This window comes from Modestobacter sp. VKM Ac-2984, assembly GCF_026967985.1.
Lineage (GTDB): Bacteria > Actinomycetota > Actinomycetes > Mycobacteriales > Geodermatophilaceae > Modestobacter.
Window position 1 is genome coordinate 694,867 of record NZ_JAPVBJ010000001.1, and the last position, 22,795, is coordinate 717,661.

Genomic DNA, 22,795 nt, shown 5'->3' on the forward strand with positions numbered 1-22,795 from the left:
GCTCAGCTCCGGTGCGGCAGGAACTCCTGGATCTTGGTCTTGGCGCCCTGCTTGACCACTCCCCAGGCGTTCTCGTCGCCCTTGAACAACGACTTGGCGGTCTCGGTCATCTGCTCGAGCGTCGCGTGCGGCGGGATCGGCGGGACGTCCCCGTCACACAGCACGTCGATGACGGCCGGCTTCCCGGCGGCCAGCGCGCGGTCCCAGGCGGGCCCGATCTGGTCGGGGTCGTCGACCGTGATGGCCTCGAACCCCAGCCCGGCGGCGAAGGCCGCGTAGGAGACGTCCGGGAGCGTCTGGGACTCGGCCAGCTTCGGCTCCCCGCCCATGGCCCGCATCTCCCAGGTCACCTGGTTCAGGTCGTTGTTGTGCAGCACGGCCACGACCAGCCGCGGGTCGGTCCACTCCTGCCAGTAGCGGGAGATCGTGATCAGCTCGGCCAGGCCGTTCATCTGCATCGCGCCGTCACCGGCGAAGGCGATGACCGGCCGGTCGGGGTGACCGAACTTGGCGCCGATGCCGTAGGGCACGGCCGGCCCCATGGTGGCCAGGGTGCCCGAGAGCGAACCGCGGTTGTCCGGGCCGAACCGCACGTGCCGGGCGTACCAGTTCGCCGCCGACCCGGAGTCCGCGGTGAGGATCGCGTTGCCGGGCAACCGGTCGTTCAGCTCCCAGAACAGCCGCATCGGGTTGACCGGGTCGGCGTCGGTCATCGCCCGCATGTGGATGGTCTCCCACCACCGCCGGACGCCGTCCTCGATGCCCTCCCGCCAGGACCGGTCCTGCTTGCGCTGCAGCAGCGGGATCAGCGCGCGCAGCGTGGCCGCCGCGTCGCCGACGAGGTTGAGCTCGTAGGGGTAGCGCATCCCGATGAACTTCGCGTCGTGGTCGATCTGCACGCCGCGGGCCTGGTCGTACTCGGGGAAGAACTCGCTGTACGGCAGGTTCGAGCCCACGGTCAGCAGGGTGTCGCAGTCCTTCATCATGTCCCAGGTCGGGCGCGTGCCCAGCAGCCCGATCGACCCGGTGACGAACGGCAGGTCGTCGGGGAGCACGTCCTTGCCCAGCAGCGCCTTGGCCACACCGGCGCCGAGCAGGTCGGCGACCTCGACCACCTCGTCGCGAGCACCCCGGGCGCCCTGCCCGACCAGCATCGCCACCTTGCCCCCGGCGTTGAGCAGGTCGGCGGCGGCGCGGATGGAGGGGTCGTCGGGGGTCACCCTCGGCGTGGAGGTGTGCCCGCCGCTCGAGGGCACCATCTTGTGCTCGTGCGTCGGCGGGCTGTACTCCAGCTCCTGCACGTCCGCCGGGATGATGATCGCCGTCGGCGCGTGCTCGGCCGCGGCTGTCCGCATGGCCCGGTCCAGGACGTTGGGCAGCTGCTCGGGGACGTTGACCACGTGCACGTAGTGGTGGGCGACGTCCTTGAACAGCGACAGGAGGTCGACCTCCTGCTGGTAGGAGCCGCCCATCGCGCTGCGGTCGGTCTGCCCGACGATCGCGACGACCGGCACGTGGTCGAGCTTGGCGTCGTAGAGGCCGTTGAGCAGGTGGATGGCTCCCGGGCCGGAGGTGGCCATGCAGACCCCGACGCGACCGGTGAACTTGGCGTACCCGACCGCCTCGAAGGCGGACATCTCCTCGTGCCGGGACTGCACGAACTGCAGGTGGTCCTGCTTCCCGAACGACGCCAGGATCCCGTTGATCCCGTCCCCCGGGTAGGCGAAGACCTTGTCGACGTCCCACTCGTGCAGTCGTTCCAGCAACACGTCCGCGACTGTCTGGCTCATCGGGGAATCCCCTCTGATCGGAAGCACGTCCTCCGCCCGCCTACCCGTGACCCGGGACCGAAAACGACGACCCGCCCGGAATCGGGCCGGCTGTGCAGGGCCCCCGTCCGGATGTTTGAGCGGGTTCGAAGGGGTACGGAGAAGTGGTCCACATCACCGACGGAACGGAGGACCACGCCATGAGCACCCACGAGACCGGCAACGTCACCGGCACCGCTGACAAGGACTACAACCTGCTCTGGTTCACCCAGGCCAGTCTGGACAACGCGCTGCGCCTGGAGACCTACGTCCAGGACGCCGAACGCGCCGGCGACTCCGAGCTGGCGGAGTTCTTCCGCAAGGCGCAGAACGAGAGCCGCAAGGGCGGCGAGCAGGGCAAGGCCATGCTCAAGGCCCGCCTGGGCAGCTGACCCGGATGCGGACGAAGCTGCTCACCGACGGCCCGCCCCGACAGCACGCCGTCGTCTTCGACACCGACGACGAGGTCGTGGGCGGGCTCACCGGCTGGGCCGAGCAGAACGACCTGCCGGGCAGCTCCTTCACCGGCATCGGCGCCTTCTCCTCGGCGACGGTCGGGTACTACGACCTGGACGAGCAGGAGTACGCCGAGATCCCGGTGCCCGACCAGGTGGAGGTGCTGACCCTGGCCGGCGACATCACCCGGGACGGCGAGGGCGGCTGGCAGGTGCACGCGCACGTGGTGTGCGGCCGGCGGGACGGGTCCACCGTGGGCGGGCACCTGCTCCGTGCGGTGACCCGCCCGACCCTCGAGCTGGTGGTCACCACCGGCGCGAGCCACCTGCGGCGCCGACACGACCCCGCCTCCGGCCTGGCGCTGATCGACCTGGACGCCTCCTGAGGAGCTGTTCGGCGCGTGAGCCCGGGCAGAGCGGGCAGTGAGCCGGGCATGGACACCTTCCGCCACGGCGACCTCGTCTTCGACGTCCGCGACTCCGGGCCGGCGGACGGCGAGCCCGTCGTCCTGCTGCACGGCTTCCCGCAGGACGCCGGCGCGTTCGACCGGCTGAGCCCGGCCCTGCACCAGGCCGGGCTGCGCACGCTCGCCCCCGACCAGCGCGGCTACTCCCCCGGCGCCCGGCCCACGGGGCGGTCGGCCTACCGGCTGCGGGCGGTCGTCGACGACGTGCTGGCGCTGCTGGACGCCGCCGGCCTCCCCAGCGCGCACGTCGTCGGCCACGACTGGGGCGGGATCGCGGCGTGGGCGCTGGCGGCCTGGCACCCGTGGCGGGTGCGCACGCTGACCGCCCTGTCGGTGCCGCACCCCGCGGCGATGACCCAGGCGCTGGGGCACAGCGACCAGGCGGTCCGATCGGCCTACGTCGGGTTCTTCCAGCTGCCCGCCGTCCCGGAGGCCGCGCTGCTGGCCGGCCAGGGCGCGCTGCTGCGCCGGACGCTGGGCCAGGGCGGGCTGCCGGCCGACCTGGTCGACCGCTACGTGGACCGGATGCGCCGGCCGGGGGCGCTCACCGCGGCGTTGAACTGGTACCGCGCGCTGCCGCTCTCCGGCGGTGCACCGGTGGGCCCGGTGAGCGTGCCCACCCTGCACGTCTGGGGCGCCCAGGACCCCTACCTGGGCCGGGCCGCGACCGAGGCGACCGCTGCGTTCGTCACCGCCGCGTACGCCCTGGAGGTGCTCGAGGAGACCGGCCACTGGATCCCCGAGCTGGCCACCGAGCGGACCGCGGAGCTGATCACCGCGCACGTGCGCACGGCCGGGCCACCGCGCGGCTGACCCGGACGATCTGCACCCTCGTCGGTGGCGTTGGGCATGCTCCTCCCCAGCCTCCGACCGACGCACCCGACCCCCAGGAGCCGTCATCGACATCCCCCAGCCCAGCCCACCGGCCGACGGTGCGGTCGCCGTCGGCGGGGCGCCGGCCTGGTTCCACGCCCTCGACGACACGACCCTGACACTGCTCGCGATCTGCCGTACCGACGGCACCCTGCTCGCCGCCAACCGGCAGGCCTTCGAGGGCAGTGGCCTGCTGCCGGCCCAGGAGGTCGGCCGGCCGTTCTGGGCCACCGGCTGGTGGCGCGGCAGCGCTGCGGTGCAGGACCGGGTCCGCGCCTGGTGCGCCGAGGTGGCCGCCGGTGGCGCACCGGTGCGCGCCCAGACCTCCTGGTTCCGGGCCGACGGCAGCGAGGGCACCCTGGACCTGACCCTGCAGCTGGTCCAGGACCAGGCCACCGGGGTGGCCTACCTCCTGCCCAACGGCACGGACGTCACCGACCGGCTGGCGGCCGACCACGCCACTGCCCAGGCCACCGTCGCGCAGGCCGAGGTCGACGCCCTGCGCCGGGCGGACGTGACCCGCGCCGCCGACCTCGCCGCCCTCCGCGCGGTCGAGGCACAGCTGTCCCGGGCGCTGGAGCTCTCGGAGAAGGTGCTGGCCAACACCGCGGACGGCATCTACGGGCTCGACACCGACGGCCGGGTCGAGTTCGTCAACCCCGCAGCCGTCCGGATCACCGGCCACAGCCGCGAGGAGCAGCTGGGCGGTGACCAGCACGCCCTGATCCACGGCCACCGCCGCGACGGCTCCCCCTACCCGCTCGAGGAGTGCCCCACCTGGCGGGCGCTGCGGACCGGCGCCCGGGTCGTCGCCGACGACGAGGTCTTCTGGCGCCGCGACGGCACCCCGGTCCCGGTCGAGCTGGTCGCCGTCCCCACGATCGAGGACGGCGCCGTCACCGGTGTCGTGGTCTCCTTCCGCGACCTGACCGACCGACTGGCCGCCGCCGAGCAGGCCGCGGAGCTGCACCGGCTCGAGGAGCAGGCCGCCCAGGAACGGGCGCTGTCCGATCGGCTCCAGCAGGCGCTGCTGACCCCGCCACCCGAGCCCGATCACCTGCACGTCGTCGTCCGCTACCAGCCGGCCGCCCGCGGCGCCCAGGTCGGCGGCGACTGGTACGACGCGTTCCGGCAGCCCGACGGAGCGACGGTCCTGGTGATCGGTGACGTCGTCGGGCACGACAGCCGGGCGGCCGCGGCGATGGGCCAGTGGCGCGGACTGATGCGCGCCCTGGCCTACGACGACGCCGACGACCTCCCGGCCGTCCTGCGCCGGGCCGAGCGGACCGCCCTCGGCCTGGGCGTGAGCACGCTCGCCACCGCACTGCTGGCCCGGATCGAGCGGCGCCCCGGCCTGCCGGGCTCCGCGACGCGCCTCCTGCGCTGGACCAGCGCCGGCCACCCGCCGCCACTGCTGCTGGCCCCCGACGGCACGAGCACCCTGCTGGACCGCCGGCCCGACCTGATGCTGGGGGTCTCCCCCGACACCGTGCGCACCGGCCACGAGGCGCCGTTGCCCGACCACGCCACGCTGCTGCTGTACACCGACGGCCTCATCGAGCGGCGCGGAGCAGACCTGGACGCGGGGCTGGCCGACCTGCAGGCGGCCCTCACCGACCTCGGGCGGGCGCCGGTGGCAGAGCTGTGCGACACGCTGCTCGCCCGGCTGGTGCCCGCGAGCGCCGCCGACGACGTCGCCCTGGTCGCGGTCCGGGTCCGTCCCGAGGGCCCCGACCTGCCGGGGACCGGGATCGACGGGTGACGACGGGGTGGTGCGGGTAGCGCCGGGACATGGCTGAGCTGAACAGCGGACTCCTCCCGGGCATGACCGTGGCGATCACCGGCGCGAGCGGCAACGTGGGGACGGCGGTGCTGCGCGCCCTCGCCGACACCGGGGTGGCCGAGGTGCGCGGGCTGGCCCGCCGCCGTCCACCCGAGGAGGAGCCCTACGCCGGGGTGCGGTGGTACCGCGCCGACCTGGGCTCCGCGGACAGCGAGCCGGTGCTGGCCGAGTTCCTCGACGGCGTCGACGCCGTCGTCCACCTGGCCTGGGCGCTGATCCCCGACCGGGAGCCCGACGTGCTGCACGCGGTGAACATCGAGGGCACCCGCCGGGTGCTCGCCGCCGCCGGCGCCGCGGGCGTCCGGCACGTGGTGCACATGTCCTCGATCGGCACCTACGCCGCCGGCCCGCAGACCCACCCGGTGCGCGAGGACTGGCCCACCACGGGCGTCCCCAGCTCGCAGTACAGCCGGCAGAAGGTGCAGTGCGAGCAGTTCGTGCGGGAGTTCGACGCCGCGCACCCCGACACCACCGTCTCGGTGACCCGCCCGACGCTGGTGCTGCAGCCCGATGCGGCGAGTGAGATCGGCCGGTACTTCCTCGGCCCTGTCTTCTTCCCGGCCGCGCGGGCCCTGCCCGGGGCGGTGGCCAAGCTGCTGCCCCTGCCGTTGCCGAGCTCTCTGCACCTCGGGTTCGTGCACGCCGACGACGTCGCCGACGCGATCGCCCGGATCCTCGACCGCTCGGCGCCCGGGGCGTTCAACCTCTCCGCCCCGCCCAACTTCGACGCCGACGGGCTGGCCGGGGCCCTGGGCGTGCGGCGGGTGCCGGTGCCCGCCCCGGTGCTGCGCACCGGCATGCAGGCGGCGTTCCTCGCGCACCTGCTGCAGATCGAGCCCGGCTGGCTCGACCTCGGGCTGGGGGTGCCGCCGCTGGACACCACCCGCGCCCGCACCCACCTGGAGTGGGTCGCCCGGCACCGCGGCGGCGACCTGCTGCGCGAGTTCGTGGCCGCGCTGAGCAAGGGCGAGGGCCACACCGGCCCGCTGTTGCACGCCGGCACCGGCCCCGAGCACACCCCCGCCTGAACCACCTCCGGCAGCTCTCGCGCAGTTCCAGGCACTCCCGGGCCGTTGCACCACGGGTGGAGCAGCGGGAGATGCGCGAGAGCGGCGGTGCTCAGCCCCTCGGCATGCCGGCGGCGCGGAGCAGCGCGCCGCCGATGATCACCTTCTGCACCTCGCTGGTGCCCTCGTACAGCCGGTACAGCCGGGCGTCCCGGTAGAAGCGCTCGACCGGCGTCGACCGCAGGTAGCCCAGGCCGCCGTGCACCTGCACCGCGCGGTCGGTGGCCCGGCCGACCATCTCGCTGCAGAACAGCTTCGCGGCCGAGGGGCCGACCGAGGTGTCCTCCCCCGAGTCGTACCGGGCGGCCACGTCGACCACCATGCTGCGGGCGGCCAGCAGCTCGGTGTGCATGTCGGCGAGCATCGCCTGCACCAGCTGGAACCGGCCGATCGGCGCCCCGCCCTGCTTCGCGGTGGCGGCGTAGGCGACCGACTCGTCCAGCACCCGCTGCGCCATCCCGACGCACAGCGCGGCGATGTGCAGCCGCCCGCGGGCCAGCACGGTCAGCGCCTTGGCGTAGCCGCGGCCCTCCTCGCCGATCAGCGCCCCGGCGTCGACCCGCGCGTCGTCGAAGAACACCTCGGCGGTCCAGGCGCCGGACTGGCCCATCTTCTTGTCCTTGGGCCCGACCGTGACCCCAGGGGCGGTGGCGTCCACCACGAAGGTGGAGATGCCCCGGCCACCGCGCTCGGCCGGGTCGGTCCGGGCGAAGACGACGAAGAGGTCGGCGATCGGCGCATTGGTGATGTAGCGCTTCCCGCCGCTGATCACCCACCCGTCGCCGTCCCGGCGGGCGGTGGTGCGCAGGCCGGCCGGGTCGGAGCCGGCCTCGGCCTCGGTGAGCGCGAAGGAGCCGATCAGCTCTCCCGCCGCCAGCCGCGGCAGGTACGTCTTCTGCTGCTCCTCGTTGCCGAACTTGGCGATCACCTGCCCGGCGATGCCGTTGTTCGTGCCGAACAGCGACCGGAACGCCGGTGTGGTGTAGCCGAACTCGAAGGCCAGCTGGACGTCCTCGGTCATGGTGACGCCGAGGCCGCCGTGCTCCTCGGGCAGTGCATAGCCGAAGAGCCCCATCTCCGCGGCCGCGCTGCGCAGCTCGTCGGGAATCCGGTCGTCGAGGTCGATCTCCTCCTCGCGGGGGACGACCACCTCCCGGACCAGCTGCCGGACGGCGTCCTTGACCTGGCGGAAGACATCGGTGTCCATGCCGACATGCTGAACCCCCGGCCGCAGGGATCGCGACCGGGGGTCCAGCACACCGTCGTCGGGCGGACGACTACGCGAGCTCGTCGAGCCGGGCCATCTCGTCGGCGGAGAGCGTGAGCTGCGCGGCGCCGAGGTTCTCGGTCAGGTGGTCGATCGACTTGGTGCCCGGGATGGGCAGGAGCACCGGGGACTTCTGCAGCAGCCAGGCCAGCGCGACCTGCGACGGGGTGGCGTCGAGCTCCTTCGCCACGGCCGCGACCGGGCTGTCGGGCTTGGCCAGGTCACCGGTGGCGATGGGGAACCACGGGATGAAGGCGATGCCCTCGGCCTCGGCGTAGTCCAGCACGTCCTGGGACTGCCGGTTGGTCAGGTTGTAGAGGTTCTGCACGCTGACGATCTCGGTGATCGCGCGGGCGGCCTTCAGCTCCTCGACGGAGACCTCGGAGACGCCGATGTGGCGCACCTTGCCCTGCTCCTTGAGGTCGGCGAAGGCGCCGAGCTGGTCGGCGAGCGGCACCTGCGGGTCGATCCGGTGCAGCTGGATCAGGTCGATCCGGTCCACCTTCAGGTTGCGCAGCGACAGCTCGACCTGCTGGGTGAGGTACTCCGGGCGCCCGCAGATCGGCCACACGCCGGGGCCGGTCCGGGTCAGGCCGGCCTTCGTGCCGATGACCAGGCCGTCGGGGTAGGGGAACGCCGCCTCGGCGATGATCTGCTCGCTGACCTGGGGACCGTAGGAGTCGGCGGTGTCGATGAAGTCGACCCCCGCCTCGATCGCGGCCTGCACGACCTTGATCGCGCCCGGGCGGTCGGCCGGCTCGTCCCAGACGCCGGGGCCGGTGAGCTGCATGGCGCCGTAGCCCAGGCGGTGGACGGTCAGGTCCCCACCGAGGTCGAAGGTCAGCGGGGTGGTGGCGGTGGTCATGGGTCCTCCTGCGCATCGGGTCCTGGTGCCCGCGGCCGTGCCGGCGGGTCCTGTTGTGCACAAGGTGTTCCGTTCGCCGACCCTTCCCACCTGGGCCGACTGTGACCGGCACCACCCCTCGTCCCCCGCCGTCGACCCGCGCCCTCGACTGGAGGAAGGTGGACCGGTGCAACGAGGTGGCCTGGCGCAGCCGAGAGGGCGGGCCGGGACGACGGCTCTGCCGTTCCTCCTGCTGGCCGCGGTCGTGCTGGTCGCGCTGAACCTGCGCGGGCCGCTGGTGGCGATCGCCCCCGTGGTCGACGCCATGCGGGCCGACCTGCAGGTCTCCACCGGCACGATCGGGCTGCTGACCAGCATCCCGGTGCTCTGCTTCGGGCTGGCCGCCCCGCTGGCCTCGCTGCTCATCGCCCGCACCGGGGTCCACCGCGCGGTCGTCGTCTCGATGGCCGGGGTGCTCGCGGGCACGCTGCTGCGCTCGCTGGGCAGCCCCACGGCCGCGATCGCGGGCACCGTCGTCATCGGCCTGGCGATCACCGTCGGCAACGTCGTCGTCCCGGTCGTCATCGGCCGCGACTTCCCCGGTGCCACCAACGTGGTGACCGCCGCCTACACCGCCGCCCTGAACGTCGGTTCCACGCTCACCTCCGCGCTCACCGCCCCCCTCGCCGACCTGGTCGGCTGGCAGCTGGCCCTGGCCGCCTGGGGGCTCCTGGTCGTCGTCGCCGCCACCGTCTGGACCGCCGCACTGCGGCAGCAGGTCGCCCGCACCGCCGCGGCCGAGGCGGCGGGCACCGCACCGCCCCCGCCGGCACCGGTCGCGCCCGGCCGCTCGGTCTGGCGGCAGCCGGCGGCCTGGGGCCTGACGCTGGCGTTCGCCGGCCAGGCGTTCAGCTACTACGGGGCGACCGCCTGGTTGCCCACCCTGCTGGCCGACGTGAACGGGATGTCCCGGGCGGCGGCCGGCGCCAGCTCCGCGCTGTTCCAGGTGTTCGCCGTCGTCGGCGCCTTCTCCGTGCCGGCGCTGGTGGCCTGGTGGAAGCGCCCGTCGCTGGTGCTGCTGGCGGTCACCGTCGTCTGGGCGGCGCTGCCGCTGGGGCTGCTGACCGCCCCGTCGCTGTGGGCCCTGTGGTGCTCGCTGGCCGGGATCGCCCAGGGTGGTGGCATCACGATCGTCTTCATCGCGATCGTGCGCCGGTCCCGGGACCTGACCGAGAACCGCCGCCTCTCGGCGATGGTGCAGGGTGGCGGTTACGTCGTGGCCGCGACCGGTCCCCTGGTGATCGGCAGCGTGCACGAGGCGAGCGGTGGCTGGAGCGCACCGCTGCTGGTCATCCTGGGCTCCGTGATCGTCATGGCAGTGGCCGGCACGGCATCCGCCGGGGGCCGGACCGAGAACGCAACCGAGGCGGGGCCGGCACCGGTCCCCGCGGGAAAGGAACACCGTGGGTGAGCTGGTGGTCGTCCGGCACGGACAGACCGAGTGGAGCGCGAGCGGGCAGCACACCGGCCTGACCGACCTGCCGCTGTTGCCGAACGGCGAGGACGACGGCCGGCGGCTGCGCTCGGTGCTCGAGCAGCGGGAGATCACGCACGCCTTCGTCAGCCCCCTGATCCGGGCCCGGCACACCGCCGAGCTCGCCGGGCTGTTCGAGGACGGCATCGACGCCCGGCTGGAGCCCGACCTCGTCGAGGTGGACTACGGCGGCTGGGAGGGGCTGACGACGCCGGAGATCAGCGAGCGGGTCGGCCGGTCCTGGTCGCTGTGGCACGACGGCACGGTCCCCGGCGACTCCCCGGGCGAGACGCTGGCGCAGGTGGCCGAGCGGGTCGACCGGGTGCTGGAGAAGGCCCGCCCGCTGCTGGCCGACGGCGACGTCGCACTGGTGGCGCACGGCCACGTGCTGCGGGTCCTCGCCGCCCGCTGGATCGGCTTCGGCCCGGAGCGGGGCGCGCTGCTGCCGCTCGCCACCGGCCGGTACGGCACGCTCGGGTTCGACCACGAGTGGCCCGCACTGACCAGCTGGAACGCCGGCTGCCCCTGACGGAGACCCCCGGCCGCGAGCTCGCGGCCGGGGGCGAGGTCCTCCGTCAGGCGAAGGCGAGCTCCGGCTCGGCCTCGGGCTCCGGGCGCACGGGCCGGCCGAACAGCCAGCCCTGGCCGAGGTCGGCCCCCACCGCGCGCGCCTGGTCGGCGATCCGCTCGGACTCGATCCCCTCGGCCACCACCACGCCGCCCTGCAGGTGGGTCAGCTCGGTGAGGGCCCGGGCGATGGCGTGCGCGCCGGGTTCGTGCAGCCGGGACACCAGGGTCTTGCTGAGCTTGACGACGTCGGGGCGGACCACGCTGACCAGGGCGAGGCTCGACCAGCCGACGCCGACGTCGTCCAGCGCGACCCGCCAGCCCAGCGAACGGTGGTGTTCCAGCACCGAGAGCAGGTGCTCGTGGTCGATCACCGCGTGCGAGGCGACCACCTCGAAGACCAGCTGCCGCGGGTCGATGCCGCTGTCGTGCACCGCCCGCTCGGTGCTGGCCAGGCAGACCGAGGGCCGGTGGACAGCCGCCGGGTCGGAGTTCACGTAGAGGTCGGCGCTGCCCAGCCAGCCGGCCGCGCCGCGGATCGCGGCCTCGCGGGCCACCCGGTCCAGCCGGCGCAGCCAGCCGGCCCGCTCGGCGAGGAAGAACAGGTCGCCGCCGCCCACCTCGCGCCCGTCGACCCGGCCGCGCAGCAGCGCCTCGTGGCCGACCATCCCGCCGGTCGTGAGGGACATGATCGGCTGGTAGACCGGCCACAGCTCGGCGTCGGTGAGCAGCGCCATCTCCACGGTCACCCCGCGGCGGGCCAGCTCGACGGCGAGCGTGGGTGCGATGAGCAGCCGGGTGGCCAGGGCGACCCCGTCGCTCGGCGGGTCGGTGGTCACCCGGACGGCCTCGGTCTCCGCGGCGGTGAGCTCCCGGGCCAGCCGCTGGAACAGCCGGTCGACCCGTCGGCCGCCCTCGTCGTCGACGATGTCCAGGAGACCGGGGGCAGTGCCGATCCGCAGCCCCATCGCCCCGGCGATCCGGGAGATGCTGGGCAGCACGTGGCTGAGCGTGCTGGCCAGCAACAGCCGGCGAGCGCGTTGGGGGGTCTCCCAGGAGGGACGGACGACGTCGGCAGGCCCGTTCACCGCTGCAGGATGACCGACGGTGACCCCGTGAACACGCAGGCGCGCGGACCGGGGCGCCACCGGGTCCGGGTTGCCCGACGTCACAGGCCATCGAAGATCAACTCGGTTACTGTCCCAGGTGTGCCTCCCCTTACTCCCGCCGATGGTGCACCCTCCGGTCGCGGCGGCCGGCCCCGCGATCCCTCCCGTGACGGGGCCATCCGGGCAGCGATCCTCCAGGTGCTGGCGGAGTCCGGCTACGGGGCGCTGACCATGGACGCCGTCGCCTCGGCCGCCGGCGTCGGCAAGGCCACGATCTACCGGCGGTGGCGCACCAAGTCCGAGCTGGTGGCCGACGCGGTGGCCGACCTGAGCGAGAAGTCGATCGAACCGCCCGACACCGGCTCGCTGGAGGGTGACCTCCGGCTGCTGCTGCGCTGGCTGGTCGATGCGGTCAACGGCCCGCTCGGCGCGGCCACGCTGTCGCTGCTGTCGGCCCTGCCGCACGAGCCTGAGCTCCGCGAGGCCTTCCACCAGGGCCCGATGGAGGTCTGGAGCTCGTCCTTCCGTCAGGTGTGGGAGCGGGCCGAGGCCCGCGGCGAGGTGCACCCGGCCGCGCTGGGCACCGCGGTGGCCTCGACGGCGAGCTCGCCGATCCTGCAGCGCTGGCTCTTCGGCGGGGGGCCGGTCCCGGTCGAGTTCGCCGACGAGGTGCTCACCGACGTCGTCCTGCCGCTGGTCCAGGCCCGCCGCGCGGCCTGAGCCGGCCTGCGCCGGCGGCCTCAGGCCGCCGGCGCGCTGGACCGGAAGGCGCGCAGCCGCAGGCTGTTGGTGACCACCAGCACCGAGGACGCCGCCATCGCGAGCCCGGCCAGCAGCGGGTTGAGGAACCCCAGGGCGGCCAGCGGCACCAGCGCCACGTTGTAGGCGAACGCCCAGAACAGGTTGCCCTTGATCACCGCAAGGGTCCGCCGGGAGAGCCGGACGGCGTCGACCGCGGCGTCCAGGTCGGCGCGCACCAGGGTCAGGTCGCTGGCCTCGATCGCGACGTCGGTGCCCGAGCCCATCGCCAGCCCGAGGTCGGCCTGGGCCAGCGCGGGGGCGTCGTTCACGCCGTCCCCGACCATCGCCACCACCCGGCCCTGCGCCTGCAGCTGCCGGACGACGTCGACCTTGCCCGCGGGCAGCACCCCGGCGATGACCTCGCCGCGGTCGGGGTCCAGCCCGACCGAGCGGGCCACCGCTGCGGCGGCGCCGGCGTTGTCACCGGTCAGCAGCACCGGCGCCAGGCCCAGCTCCCGCAACCGCACGATCGCCGCCGCACTGGTGGGCTTGACGGTGTCGGCGACCACGCAGACCCCGGCGACCGCGCCGTCCACGGCGACCAGGACGGCGGTCTGCCCGGCTTGCTCGGCGCGCTCGACGACCCGCGCCAGCTCGGCCGGCACCGGGGCCGGCATCGCCGAGGTCCGCCCGACGACGACGTCCCGGCCCTCGACCCGGCCCCGCACGCCGATCCCCTGCTCGCTGGCGAAGCCCTCGACCTCGGGGAGCTCCCCGGCGCCGGCGACGATCGCCCGGGCGATCGGGTGCTCGGACCCGGCCTCCACCGCGGCCGCCAGCCGCAGCGTCTCCGGGTGCCCGGCCACGTCCACCAGGCTCATCTGGCCGGTGGTGACGGTGCCGGTCTTGTCCAGCAGCACGGTGTCCACCCGGCGGGTGCTCTCCAGCACCTCCGGGCCCTTGATCAGCACGCCGAGCTGGGCGCCGCGACCGGTGCCGACCAGCAGCGCGGTGGGCGTGGCCAGGCCCAGGGCGCACGGGCAGGCGATCACGAGCACGGCGACCGCGGCGGTGAAGGCCGCCGTCACGTCGCCGGTCACGACCAGCCAGGTGACCAGCGTGGCCACCGCGATGAGCAGGACGACGGGGACGAAGACCGCCGAGACCCGGTCGGCCAGCCGCTGCACCGGCGCCTTGCCGCTCTGCGCCTGGGTGACCAGCCGGCCGAGCTGGGCCAGCGTCGTGTCGGTGCCCACCCGGGTCGCCTCGACGACCAGCCGGCCGCCGACGTTGACCGTCGCACCGGTGACCCGGTCGCCGGCGGCGACCTCGACCGGCACGCTCTCCCCGGTCAGCATGGACAGGTCGACCGCGGAGCTGCCGCTGACGACGACGCCGTCGGTGGCGACCTTCTCCCCCGGCCGGACGACGAACCGGTCGCCGACGGCGAGCTGGCCGATCGGCACCCGCACCTCGCGCCCGTCCCGCAGCACCGCGGCGTCCTTGGCCCCCAGCTCGAGCAGCGCGGTCAGCGCGGCACCGGACCGGCGCTTGGCGCGCGCCTCGGCCCAGCGGCCGGCGAGCAGGAAGACGGTGACCGCCGCGGCCACCTCCAGGTAGATCTCGTGCGTGCCGGCGCCGCGTTCGGGGAGGAGCGTGAACTCCATCCGCATGCCCGGCATCCCCGCGTCGCCGAGGAAGAGCGCCCACAGCGACCAGAGATAAGCGGCACTGATCCCGATCGAGACCAGGGTGTCCATCGTGCTGGCGCCGTGCCGGGCGTTGACCACCGCGGCACGGTGGAACGGCCAGGCACCCCAGACCGCGACCGGGCTGGCCAGGGTGAGCGCCAGCCACTGCCAGTTGTCGAACTGCAGCGCCGGGACCATCGACAGCACCAGGACCGGCAGGGTGAGCGCGGCGCTGACCAGCAGCCGCTGCCGCAGCGCGGCCTCCGGCGTCCGGGCCGCCTCGTCCGGTGCCCCGGCGTCGTCCTCGGTGACCGGCGGGGCCGGCAGCGCGGCGGAGTAGCCGGCGGCTGCCACCGTGGCCACCAGCTGGTCGGGGTCGACCCGCGTCGGGTCGAACCGGACGGTGGCGGCCTCGGTGGCGTAGTTGACGCTGGCCTCGACGCCGTCGAGCTTGTTGAGCTTGCGCTCGATCCGGTTCGCGCAGCTCGCGCAGGTCATGCCGGTGATGTCGAGGCGGACCTCGTCCTCGGCGGCCGGGCCCCCGGCTGCCGACCGCTCCGCCTGGGGCCCGGCGCTCATGCCGGCTGGGCGGTGTAGTCGCCCGCTTCGGCCACGGCGGCCTGCACCTGGTCGGCGGTCACGTCACCGACGACGTGCAGCCGGCCGGTGGCCAGGTCGACGTCGACCTCCTGCACGCCGGAGAGCTCGGTGACCTCCTCGGTCACGGAGGCGACGCAGTGCTGGCAGGTCATGCCGGTGACGGTGAAGTCCAGGGTCTGCACGGTGATTCTCTCCTCGGTGGCTGGGTCAGGGTGGCTGGGTCAGGAACGGACGAGCCGGGCGATGGCCGCGGAAGCCTCGGCGATCTTGGCGTCGGCGGCGGCGCCGTCGTCCTCGGCGCTGCTGGCGACGGCCTCCCGCACGCAGTGCGCCAGGTGGTCGTCGAGCAGGCCGATGGCGACCGCCTGCAGCGCCTTGGTCGCGGCGGAGACCTGGGTGAGGACGTCGATGCAGTACGTGTCGTCCTCGACCATCCGCGCGATGCCGCGGACCTGGCCCTCCACGCGCTTGAGTCGCGCGAGCAGCTGGTCCTTGTTGCCGTCGTAGCCCGTCACGACCGCAAAGATACCCCTAGGGGGTAGGGGTGACAAGCCCGGGTCAGCCGAGGGGCAGGCAGACCCGGTCGCGCTCGTCCGGACAGCTGCCGGTCACCCCGCTCCGGGTCCACCTGCCCACGGTGACCAGCTCCGGGTGGGAGTACGCGGTGTTCTCCAGGGCGACGTGGTCGGCGGCCGGCCGGGCGTCGCCGTCCGCGCAGTACCGCACGTCCCGACTCGACTCCAGGACGACGCCGACCTCCGCCGCCCGCTCCCCGCTGACGCGGATGGTCGCGGCCAGCGTGGCGAGACGGCTCCAGCTCACCAGCCGCGCGTGCCGGGTTCCCCCTTGAACGGGCCGACCACCTCGTCGGTGATCCAGCCGCCGTAGAAGTCGCCGGACTGCGCCCGCACCGGCTCACCGTCGACCGTCGCGCCGTCCAGCCGGCTCGGGTAGAAGGCCAGCGCGCCGCACAGCTGCTCGTAGCCGGCGGTGGGCTGCTCGTAGGACCAGGCGATCGACGGGTGCCGCACCCCGTCGACCACGGCGTCCCAGTAGGTGGCCATGCCCTTGAACTCGCACCACGACGAGCCGGCGCCCCGCTCCAGCACCTCGGCCTCGACGTCCTCGCGCGGCACGTAGAAGACCGGCGGGTGGCTGGTCTCGCAGACCCGGACGGCGCGGTCGGTACGGGCGACGACCCGCCCGCCCAGGGTCAGCTCGATGCGTCGTCCGGTCACCTCGGCCGACGGCGGGCGCGGGTAGCTCCAGACCGACTCCTGGCCGGGTCCGACGGGGTCACGCGGCGGCGGGTACACGCCGTCGAGTGTGCGCCTCACCGGCGGAGGCCGGTCGGGTCAGCGCACCCTGCGGTAGGTGACCACGGGCTCCCGGCGGTAGGTGACCACGGGCTCGACCCGGCGGCGGTCGGTGCCCCGGACGCGGCGGACGACCTTCCGGGTCACCACGAAGGTGACCGTCAGGCCGACCACGCTGACGAGCGCGATCCCGGGCGGGCTCTGCAGGAACTCCTGCACCTTCGCCTTGCCCTGGTCGGCCAGGCGCTGCGGGTTCGTGCGGAACGCCAGGTCGTCCAGGGTGGCCCCCAGCGACTCGCGGGCGGCGTCGATCTCCTGCTGGATCTGCTCAGGGGTCCTCGGCACGGGCGACAGCCTGCCAGATCGGTCCGGCCGCGGCCGAACGGGAGCCTCCTACACTCCCTCCAACGCGGGAGTGGTGTAACGGCAGCCACGCCAGACTTAGGATCTGGTGCCTTCGGGCGTGCGGGTTCGACTCCCGCCTCCCGCACGGGCGGACACCGACGTGCGGCCGCCGGATGCCGGCGGGTAGGGCTTGTCCCATGCGCGACGAGGGCACGACCCGCAGACCCCCTCCCGACCCGGCGGTCGAGACCGAGGGGCTGGCCACCCGGCTCGACCGGCCGATGGGCGCGCTGGGCCTGGTGTTCGTGCTCATCGTCCTGGGCCAGGCACTGGCCCGGGAGCCCTGGCTGGTCACGACGCTGACCGTCCTGGGCTGGATCTGCTGGGCGGTCTTCGTGGCCGAGTTCGTCTTCCGTGCGGTCCGGGCGCCCAGCCAGCGGCGCTTCTGGCTGCGCAACTGGTGGCAGCTGATCTTCCTGGCGCTGCCGTTCCTCCGGTTCGCCCGCGCCCTCACCCTGCTGCGGACCGCCCGCATCGGCGGCGTGCTGTCCGCCGCCGTCCGCGGCTCCCGGTCGGCCGGCCGGCTGCTCACCAACCGGATCGGCTGGCTCACCGCGGTGACCGGCGTCGTCGTCCTGGCCAGCAGCCAGCTGCTCTACGTGGTGGGGGCCTACGACACCTACGGACCGGCCCTGCACGACGCCGCGCTGGCGACGATCACCGGGCAGGTGCTCGACACCGACCACGGTCTCGCCCGCTTCCTCGAGGTGGCCCTGGCCGTCTACTCGGTCGCGGTGTTCGCCACGCTGGCCGGCGCGCTGGGCGCCTACTTCCTCGAGGGACGCCGCGAGGCGGGAGCCGAGCAGGCCGTCACGCCGCCCTGACCGCCACCGGGCAGCGCGATCAGGTGAACTCGACCAGCAGCTCCAGCTGCACCGACGGCGCCGTCGGGTCGTCGTCGTCCACGACGCCCAGCAGGTACACCCGGGCGTCCTCGACCCCCCGCAGCGCCAGCCCCTCCACCTTGTGCACGCGGCCGTCGACCTCGGGCACCGCCGCGATGTCGAGCACGGTCCCGCCGTCGACCAGCGCGAGGGCGGCGGCGACCACCGGCCCGTCGTCGACCGCGTTCGGGGTGTCCTCGGCGGCTGCGGACAGCAGCACCCGCCCGTCGGGCAGCGAGACCGCATCGGTGACCGCCAGCCCCACCCCGGCCACCCGGCCGAGGTCGTAGGACCGGGGCCAGGAGAGCGGCACCGCGTCGGCGCCGGTCCGGCCCAGCACGGCGGCGACCAGGTCGGCCAGCGGGAGGTCGACGCTGGCCGGCCCCGCCCCGGCGGTGAGGTTGCCCCGGTGGAACCAGCGGACGGTGTCCCCGTGCCGGCTGCCCCCTTCCAGGTTCAGCTGGTCGGCCGGGACCTCCAGCAGCTGCGCCACCCGGGCGTAGAGCGGGCCCAGCTCGCCGGCCTGCACGACCGGCTCGCCGCCCTCCAGCCGGACGAGCACCCCGCGCATCCGCCGCGGCGTCGACCCCGACCCGAGCAGCAGGACGGCCGGCTCGCCGTCCACCTCGGCCGGGCAGGCCACCTCCAGGTCCGGCTTGAGGTGCTTGGTCCCCGCCGGCTCGCTGAAGCGGTCCAGCCCCTCGACCGACGGCAGCACGCGCACCGGCGTGACGCCGCCCGGCCGCACCCACGCGGCGATCGTCGAGTCGTCCGGGGCCACCAGCCAGCCGTCGCCCAGCGGCGCGATCGCGGACGCGGCCGTCACCAGCGTGCCGTCGTCGAAGGTCAGCGTCCGGACGTCCTCCACCGTGATCCGCATCCCGCCATCGTGCCCGCCGGGACGGTCCGGCACCCTCCGATCAGCCGAGGGAGTCCATCGCCTCGGCCCGGAACTGGGCCAGGAACTGGTCGCGGGTGATCCCCCGCCGCTCGGCCTCCCGCTCGCAGAGCATCGCGATCACCAGCGACGACTGCCGGACGACGTCAGCGCGGGTGTCCTCGTCCAGGCCGCCCAGCACCTTGGTCCAGGCCCGCCAGTCGCCGTCTCCGGCCGCCTCGGCCATCTCCAGCACCAGCCCGAACCGACGCAGCTGCTCCAGGTCAGCCATCGGCCACTCCCCCGTCCCCGGTCGCCCGCTGCGGCCGCTGGAGCCCGACGGTAGCGGCGCCACCCGCCAGGAGCGCCGGCTCACCCGACCGGGTGACCCACCCACCGTCCGGCCACAGTCGGACGGCGCAGCTGCCGACCACACCGGGGTGACGGTCTTCGCGCCCCGCGGCGCCATCCCCGGCCCGGCGCTGCGCCCTGACCACGGGAAACACGCCGCGCCCCAGCGGCTCGGCGCCGTCCTGGTCGAGCAGGGGGTGCTCACCGAGCAACAGCTGGCCGAGGCCCTGGACCAGCACGAACGGGTGGGCGCACCGCTGGGCTCCGTCGTCCTGGCGAAGGGCTGGGTGACCCGGCGGGAGCTCTACGTCGGCCTGGCCGCGGTGTGGGGCGCAGACCTCGCGTTCGTCGACCCGGTGGACGTCGACGAGGAACTGGCCCGGCGCTTCCCCGCCGCGATGCTGGCCCGGGAGACCTGGGTGCCACTGCGCGTCGAGGAGGACGGCGACGGCCTCCCCCAGGTCGTCGTCGCCACCGCCGGCCGCCCGTCGGCGCACATCGCCGAGGTCGTCGTGCAGCGCACCGGCATCCCGCGGGTGCGCCAGGTGGTCACCACCGACTGGGACGTGCAGCGGGCGCTGCGCACCGTGTGGCGCGACGAGCTGGTGCACGACGCGGTGAGCGCGCTGGCCGAGCGGCGGCCGGACGAGTCGGCGTCGACGGTGTTCGTCCGTGCGCAGATCGCCGGCCTGATCGCCCTGCTGGTCGCCACCGTGACCGGGCTGGTGCTCGACCCCTCGCTGACCATGCTGGTCCTGGTCGGCACGGTGAACGTGGCGGTCGCCCTCGCCGTCGGCGCCAAGGCGGTGATCAGCACCGTCGGCACCGCCTGGGAGACGGTCGAGCAGGTCACCGCGGCCGAGGTCGCCGCCTTGGACGACGTCGAGCTGCCCGTCTACACGATCCTCGTCCCGGTCTACAAGGAGGCCGGCATCGTCGGGTTGCTGATGCGCAACCTGGCCGACCTGGACTGGCCCCGGGAGAAGCTGGAGATCCTGCTCCTGCTGGAGGAGGACGACCCGGAGACGCTGGCCGCCGCACTGGCCGCCGCACCGCCGGACATCGTCCGCATCGTCGTCGTCCCGCACTCGCTGCCCAAGACCAAGCCGCGCGCCTGCAACGTCGGGCTGGCCTTCGCCCGCGGCGAGTACGTGGTCATCTACGACGCCGAGGACCGCCCCGACGCCGACCAGCTGAAGAAGTCGCTGATCGCCTTCCGCAAGGGCGGGGAGGACCTGGTCTGCGTGCAGGCGGCGCTGAACTACTTCAACGCCCGGGAGAACCTGCTGACCCGGATGTTCACCCTGGAGTACTCCTCCTGGTTCGACTACACCCTGGCCGGGCTGGACAAGCTGCGCCTGCCCATCCCGCTGGGCGGCACGAGCAACCACTTCCGCACCGACATGCTGCGTGACCTCGGTGGCTGGGACCCCTACAACGTCACCGAGGACGCCGACCTCGGCATCCGCGCCTCCGCCCGCGGCCACCGCGTCGCCGTCGTCAACTCCACGACGTACGAGGAGGCCAACATGGCCGTCGGCAACTGGATCCGGCAGCGCAGCCGCTGGATCAAGGGCTACATGCAGACGGTCCTGGTCCACACCCGGCACCCGTGGCGACTGCTGCGCAGCGTCGGCCCGCGGCAGACGGCCGGCTTCGCGCTGCTCATCGGCGGCACCCCGCTGATGTTCCTGGCCGCCCCGTGGCTCTACGCGATGCTCGCGGTGGAACTGCTCCTGCCCGGGGCTCTCACCGCTGCACTGCCCGAGTGGCTGGTCCACGTCAGCCTGGCCAACCTGCTGCTGGGCAACGGCGTGATCATCTACCTCTCGCTGCTGGCCGGCTTCAAGCGGCGCACCTACGGCCTGGTGCCGTTCGCCCTGCTCTCGCCGCTCTACTGGCTGCTGCACTCGGTGGCCTCGTACAAGGCGCTGTGGCAGCTGCTGGTCAACCCGTTCTACTGGGAGAAGACGAACCACGGGCTGTCCAGCCACGTCCAGGCAGAGGACGTGCCGAGCATGGACGCCGGCCCGGCCCCGGTGCGTCCCGCGGCGGCCCCGGCACTCGCGACGACGCAGGGCACGCACGACGTCGTCCAACTGATCGACCCGCGCACCATCCCTGCGCCACCCCCTGCGCCGGTCCTCCGGCGCGCTGCGGAGCACCGGGCATGACCGCCGTGTCCCCGGTGCGGCCGGCCACCGTGGCCGCCCCTCCTCGGATGCCGATCCGCTGGGCGCTGCTGGCCGGCGCCCTCGTGCTCGGGGTCCAGGGCGTCGTCCTGCTCGCCACCGACCGGTCGGTGCACGACGTGCTGCTGCCCGGCTTCCTGCTCCTGATCGCCGCCTTCGGGCTGGTCTTCTGCCTCGGCGCCGTCACCGTGGCCGGCTTCGCCGCGGGCGCGGCCGCCGCCGGCCTGGTCGTGCTGCAGCCGGACACCCTGCTGCCGCTGCTCGGCGGCGCCGCGCTGCTGGCCCTGGGGTGCGGGCTCGCCCCCGGCTGGACCCGGGTGGAGGCCTGGCAGGCGGCGCAATCCGGCCCGCTCAGCACGGAGGAGGAGGCCGCGGCCACCCCGCCCGCCGACCGCAGCTGCGGCCGACGGCTACGGGACCAGTGGCGGTCCGACCGGGTGCTCGCAGCCTTCCTCGTGCTCGCGTTCCACCCGCTGCTGGCGGCGTTCGCGCTCTGGTTCACCGACTGGACGCAGCGCCGCTAACGGCCGCCGAGCACCTCGCCGATGACCGGCAGCAGTGCGGCGAACGCCCGCCCCCGATGGCTGATCGCGTCCTTCTCCGCCGGGTCGAGTTCCGCCGACGTCACGGTCAGGCCGGTGGGCACGAACACCGGGTCGTAGCCGAAGCCGTTGCTGCCCCGGGGCTCCCGGACGACCGTGCCCGGCCAGCGCCGCTCGAGCACGTGCTCGCCGCCGTCCGGCGTGACCAGCGCGGCCGCGCAGACGAACGCCGCACCGCGCCGTTCGTCGGGCACGTCGGCAAGCTGGCCGAGCAGCAGTGCGGTGTTGGCCGGGTCGTCCCCGTGCCGCCCGGACCAGCGGGCAGACAGGATCCCCGGCATCCCGTTCAGCGCGTCGACGGTGATCCCGGAGTCGTCGGCGACCGCCGGCAGGCCGGTGTACCGGACCGCCTCGCGCGCCTTGAGCAGCGCGTTCTCCTCGAACGTCGCCCCGGTCTCGGGCGCCTCGGGGTACTCCGGGACGTCGCGCAGGCCGAGCACCTCGACCCCGGGGACGGCGGTGGCCAGCAGCCGCTGCAGCTCGGCGAGCTTGCCGGCGTTGCGGGTGGCGAGCAGCAACCGGGTCACGCCGACAACGCCACCTGCTGGGCCAGGGTCAGCTGCGCGCAGCCGGCGACGGCCAGGTCGAGCAGCTGGTCGAGGGTGGCCCGGTCGAAGACGGCGCCCTCCGCCGTCCCCTGGACCTCGACGAAGCCGCCGGTGCCGGTGCACACGACGTTCATGTCGGTGCCGGCGGTGACGTCCTCCTCGTAGGCCAGGTCCAGTCGCGGCTCGCCGTCGATGACGCCCACGCTGACCGCGGCGACCGAGTTCGGCAGCGGGGTCGCGCTGGCCAGCTTGCCCCGCTCGCCGAGCCAGCTCACCGCATCGGCGAGGGCCACGTAGGCGCCGGTGATCGCGGCGGTGCGGGTCCCGCCGTCGGCCTGCAGGACGTCGCAGTCCAGCGCGATGCTGTTCTCCCCCAGCGCGGCCAGGTCGATGCTGGCCCGCAACGACCGGCCGATGAGCCGGCTGATCTCGTGGGTGCGGCCGCCGATCTTGCCCTTGACCGACTCGCGGTCGCTTCGCGTGTGGGTGGCCCGCGGGAGCATCGAGTACTCGGCGGTGACCCAGCCCAGGCCCGAGCCGCGGCGCCAGCGGGGCACGCCCTCGGTGACGCTGGCCGCGCAGAGCACGCGGGTGCGGCCGAACTCGACGAGCACCGAGCCCTCGGCGTGGTCGAGCCAGTTGCGGGTGATGGTCACCGGGCGGAGCTGGTCGGCCGCGCGGCCGTCGGGGCGGGTCACGTGGTCCGAGGGTAGTGCCGCCGCCGCTGGTCACCGACCGCTGCCTCGGAGACGGG

The 22,795-nt window shown here is 74.2% G+C and carries 25 protein-coding genes and 1 tRNA gene; 12 read left to right on the forward strand and 14 right to left on the reverse strand.

Going from position 1 to position 22,795, the window contains the following annotated elements; all coding sequences use genetic code 11:
- Positions 1-2: 2 nt before the first annotated feature.
- Positions 3-1,790: a thiamine pyrophosphate-requiring protein gene (locus O2W16_RS03330; protein WP_269157367.1), complete on the reverse strand. Its 1,788-nt coding sequence runs from the start codon at positions 1,788-1,790 to the stop codon at positions 3-5.
- Between the two features lie 179 nt (positions 1,791-1,969).
- Here O2W16_RS03330 and O2W16_RS03335 point away from each other — a divergent pair, with 179 nt between their 5' ends.
- The 5 genes from O2W16_RS03335 (at position 1,970) to O2W16_RS03355 (ending at position 6,474) form a co-directional block, all read left to right on the forward strand.
- Positions 1,970-2,200 carry a hypothetical protein gene (locus O2W16_RS03335; RefSeq protein WP_269157368.1) on the forward strand — a complete coding sequence of 77 codons (231 nt, stop codon included), beginning with the start codon at positions 1,970-1,972 and terminating at the stop codon, positions 2,198-2,200.
- Positions 2,201-2,205: 5 nt separating this feature from the next.
- The gene (locus O2W16_RS03340; protein WP_269157369.1) at positions 2,206-2,649 is read left to right on the forward strand and encodes a PPC domain-containing DNA-binding protein; all 444 of its coding nucleotides are present in this window, start codon (positions 2,206-2,208) and stop codon (positions 2,647-2,649) included.
- A 15-nt stretch (positions 2,650-2,664) separates the two neighbouring features.
- The gene (locus tag O2W16_RS03345; protein WP_269157370.1) at positions 2,665-3,543 is read left to right on the forward strand and encodes an alpha/beta fold hydrolase; all 879 of its coding nucleotides are present in this window, start codon (positions 2,665-2,667) and stop codon (positions 3,541-3,543) included.
- A 316-nt stretch (positions 3,544-3,859) separates the two neighbouring features.
- The gene (locus tag O2W16_RS03350; RefSeq protein WP_331253725.1) at positions 3,860-5,365 is read left to right on the forward strand and encodes a PP2C family protein-serine/threonine phosphatase; all 1,506 of its coding nucleotides are present in this window, start codon (positions 3,860-3,862) and stop codon (positions 5,363-5,365) included.
- A gap of 29 nt (positions 5,366-5,394) precedes the next feature.
- On the forward strand, positions 5,395-6,474 hold the full coding sequence (locus tag O2W16_RS03355) for an NAD-dependent epimerase/dehydratase family protein (RefSeq protein ID WP_269157371.1): 1,080 nt from the start codon (positions 5,395-5,397) through the stop codon (positions 6,472-6,474).
- Between the two features lie 91 nt (positions 6,475-6,565).
- Here the strand turns inward: O2W16_RS03355 and O2W16_RS03360 are convergent, their stop codons facing one another.
- Entirely contained in the window at positions 6,566-7,720 is a 1,155-nt protein-coding gene (locus O2W16_RS03360) for an acyl-CoA dehydrogenase family protein (RefSeq protein ID WP_269157372.1), read from the reverse strand.
- 70 nt (positions 7,721-7,790) lie between these two features.
- The gene (locus O2W16_RS03365; protein ID WP_269157373.1) at positions 7,791-8,645 is read right to left on the reverse strand and encodes an aldo/keto reductase; all 855 of its coding nucleotides are present in this window, start codon (positions 8,643-8,645) and stop codon (positions 7,791-7,793) included.
- A gap of 166 nt (positions 8,646-8,811) precedes the next feature.
- On the opposite strand from O2W16_RS03365, the gene O2W16_RS03370 reads away from it, so the two are divergent.
- Together O2W16_RS03370 and O2W16_RS03375 are read left to right on the forward strand one after the other, a co-directional pair.
- Positions 8,812-10,095: an MFS transporter gene (locus tag O2W16_RS03370; protein ID WP_269157374.1), complete on the forward strand. Its 1,284-nt coding sequence runs from the start codon at positions 8,812-8,814 to the stop codon at positions 10,093-10,095.
- Positions 10,088-10,687, forward strand: a complete 600-nt coding sequence (locus tag O2W16_RS03375; protein ID WP_269157375.1) for a histidine phosphatase family protein — start codon at positions 10,088-10,090, stop codon at positions 10,685-10,687. Before O2W16_RS03370 ends, O2W16_RS03375 begins: the two co-directional genes overlap by 8 nt.
- A 46-nt stretch (positions 10,688-10,733) precedes the next feature.
- Here the strand turns inward: O2W16_RS03375 and O2W16_RS03380 are convergent, their stop codons facing one another.
- Positions 10,734-11,813 (reverse strand): EAL domain-containing protein, encoded by a 1,080-nt coding sequence (locus tag O2W16_RS03380; protein ID WP_269157376.1) that lies wholly within the window; start codon positions 11,811-11,813, stop codon positions 10,734-10,736.
- A gap of 120 nt (positions 11,814-11,933) precedes the next feature.
- Between O2W16_RS03380 and O2W16_RS03385 the strand changes: the two genes are divergently transcribed.
- Complete coding sequence (locus O2W16_RS03385) at positions 11,934-12,554, forward strand: TetR/AcrR family transcriptional regulator (RefSeq protein WP_269157377.1); 621 nt, start codon at positions 11,934-11,936, stop codon at positions 12,552-12,554.
- A 20-nt stretch (positions 12,555-12,574) separates the two neighbouring features.
- On the opposite strand, the gene O2W16_RS03390 is transcribed toward O2W16_RS03385, so the two are convergent.
- Genes O2W16_RS03390 through O2W16_RS03415 form a run of 6 tightly spaced genes read right to left on the reverse strand, consistent with a single transcriptional unit; the run spans position 12,575 to position 16,527 of the window.
- The gene (locus O2W16_RS03390) at positions 12,575-14,845 is read right to left on the reverse strand and encodes a heavy metal translocating P-type ATPase (RefSeq protein WP_269157378.1); all 2,271 of its coding nucleotides are present in this window, start codon (positions 14,843-14,845) and stop codon (positions 12,575-12,577) included.
- Positions 14,842-15,048 (reverse strand): heavy-metal-associated domain-containing protein, encoded by a 207-nt coding sequence (locus tag O2W16_RS03395; RefSeq protein WP_269157379.1) that lies wholly within the window; start codon positions 15,046-15,048, stop codon positions 14,842-14,844. Before O2W16_RS03395 ends, O2W16_RS03390 begins: the two co-directional genes overlap by 4 nt.
- Before the next feature lie 39 nt (positions 15,049-15,087).
- On the reverse strand, positions 15,088-15,381 hold the full coding sequence (locus O2W16_RS03400; RefSeq protein WP_269157380.1) for a metal-sensitive transcriptional regulator: 294 nt from the start codon (positions 15,379-15,381) through the stop codon (positions 15,088-15,090).
- 43 nt (positions 15,382-15,424) lie between these two features.
- Positions 15,425-15,688, reverse strand: coding sequence for a hypothetical protein (locus tag O2W16_RS03405; RefSeq protein WP_269157381.1), 264 nt, complete (start codon positions 15,686-15,688; stop codon positions 15,425-15,427).
- Positions 15,685-16,182: a DUF427 domain-containing protein gene (locus tag O2W16_RS03410; protein WP_269157382.1), complete on the reverse strand. Its 498-nt coding sequence runs from the start codon at positions 16,180-16,182 to the stop codon at positions 15,685-15,687. Before O2W16_RS03410 ends, O2W16_RS03405 begins: the two co-directional genes overlap by 4 nt.
- Before the next feature lie 39 nt (positions 16,183-16,221).
- The gene (locus tag O2W16_RS03415; RefSeq protein WP_269157383.1) at positions 16,222-16,527 is read right to left on the reverse strand and encodes a DUF3618 domain-containing protein; all 306 of its coding nucleotides are present in this window, start codon (positions 16,525-16,527) and stop codon (positions 16,222-16,224) included.
- 64 nt (positions 16,528-16,591) lie between these two features.
- Here O2W16_RS03415 and O2W16_RS03420 point away from each other — a divergent pair.
- Together O2W16_RS03420 and O2W16_RS03425 are read left to right on the forward strand one after the other, a co-directional pair.
- Positions 16,592-16,672 (forward strand) — tRNA-Leu (locus tag O2W16_RS03420).
- Positions 16,673-16,724: 52 nt separating this feature from the next.
- Positions 16,725-17,411 carry a hypothetical protein gene (locus O2W16_RS03425; RefSeq protein ID WP_269157384.1) on the forward strand — a complete coding sequence of 229 codons (687 nt, stop codon included), beginning with the start codon at positions 16,725-16,727 and terminating at the stop codon, positions 17,409-17,411.
- A gap of 19 nt (positions 17,412-17,430) precedes the next feature.
- On the opposite strand, the gene O2W16_RS03430 is transcribed toward O2W16_RS03425, so the two are convergent.
- Positions 17,431-18,351, reverse strand: a complete 921-nt coding sequence (locus O2W16_RS03430) for a DUF6910 family protein (RefSeq protein ID WP_269157385.1) — start codon at positions 18,349-18,351, stop codon at positions 17,431-17,433.
- A 40-nt stretch (positions 18,352-18,391) separates the two neighbouring features.
- Complete coding sequence (locus O2W16_RS03435; RefSeq protein ID WP_269157386.1) at positions 18,392-18,640, reverse strand: hypothetical protein; 249 nt, start codon at positions 18,638-18,640, stop codon at positions 18,392-18,394.
- A 148-nt stretch (positions 18,641-18,788) separates the two neighbouring features.
- Between O2W16_RS03435 and O2W16_RS03440 the strand changes: the two genes are divergently transcribed.
- Positions 18,789-20,873 carry a glycosyltransferase gene (locus O2W16_RS03440; protein WP_269157387.1) on the forward strand — a complete coding sequence of 695 codons (2,085 nt, stop codon included), beginning with the start codon at positions 18,789-18,791 and terminating at the stop codon, positions 20,871-20,873.
- Positions 20,870-21,415, forward strand: coding sequence for a hypothetical protein (locus O2W16_RS03445; protein ID WP_269157388.1), 546 nt, complete (start codon positions 20,870-20,872; stop codon positions 21,413-21,415). The genes O2W16_RS03440 and O2W16_RS03445 overlap by 4 nt, the downstream gene beginning before the upstream one ends.
- Here the strand turns inward: O2W16_RS03445 and rdgB are convergent.
- Entirely contained in the window at positions 21,412-22,020 is a 609-nt protein-coding gene (rdgB, locus tag O2W16_RS03450; protein WP_269157389.1) for an RdgB/HAM1 family non-canonical purine NTP pyrophosphatase, read from the reverse strand. The two genes, O2W16_RS03445 and rdgB, sit on opposite strands and share 4 nt — an antisense overlap.
- Positions 22,017-22,739: a ribonuclease PH gene (rph, locus tag O2W16_RS03455; RefSeq protein WP_269157390.1), complete on the reverse strand. Its 723-nt coding sequence runs from the start codon at positions 22,737-22,739 to the stop codon at positions 22,017-22,019. Before rph ends, rdgB begins: the two co-directional genes overlap by 4 nt.
- Positions 22,740-22,795 lie beyond the last annotated feature (56 nt).

What these genes read in the sequence shown, in the direction of transcription:
- O2W16_RS03360 (WP_269157372.1), bottom strand. Translation starts at nt 7,720, where the DNA reads ATGGACACCGATGTCTTCCGCCAGGTCAAGGACGCCGTCCGGCAGCTG.
- O2W16_RS03390 (WP_269157378.1), bottom strand. Translation starts at nt 14,845, where the DNA reads ATGAGCGCCGGGCCCCAGGCGGAGCGGTCGGCAGCCGGGGGCCCGGCC.
- O2W16_RS03425 (WP_269157384.1), top strand. Translation starts at nt 16,725, where the DNA reads ATGCGCGACGAGGGCACGACCCGCAGACCCCCTCCCGACCCGGCGGTC.
- O2W16_RS03430 (WP_269157385.1), bottom strand. Translation starts at nt 18,351, where the DNA reads ATGCGGATCACGGTGGAGGACGTCCGGACGCTGACCTTCGACGACGGC.
- O2W16_RS03435 (WP_269157386.1), bottom strand. Translation starts at nt 18,640, where the DNA reads ATGGCTGACCTGGAGCAGCTGCGTCGGTTCGGGCTGGTGCTGGAGATG.
- O2W16_RS03335 (WP_269157368.1), top strand. Translation starts at nt 1,970, where the DNA reads ATGAGCACCCACGAGACCGGCAACGTCACCGGCACCGCTGACAAGGAC.
- O2W16_RS03340 (WP_269157369.1), top strand. Translation starts at nt 2,206, where the DNA reads ATGCGGACGAAGCTGCTCACCGACGGCCCGCCCCGACAGCACGCCGTC.
- O2W16_RS03445 (WP_269157388.1), top strand. Translation starts at nt 20,870, where the DNA reads ATGACCGCCGTGTCCCCGGTGCGGCCGGCCACCGTGGCCGCCCCTCCT.
- O2W16_RS03330 (WP_269157367.1), bottom strand. Translation starts at nt 1,790, where the DNA reads ATGAGCCAGACAGTCGCGGACGTGTTGCTGGAACGACTGCACGAGTGG.
- O2W16_RS03365 (WP_269157373.1), bottom strand. Translation starts at nt 8,645, where the DNA reads ATGACCACCGCCACCACCCCGCTGACCTTCGACCTCGGTGGGGACCTG.
- O2W16_RS03355 (WP_269157371.1), top strand. Translation starts at nt 5,395, where the DNA reads ATGGCTGAGCTGAACAGCGGACTCCTCCCGGGCATGACCGTGGCGATC.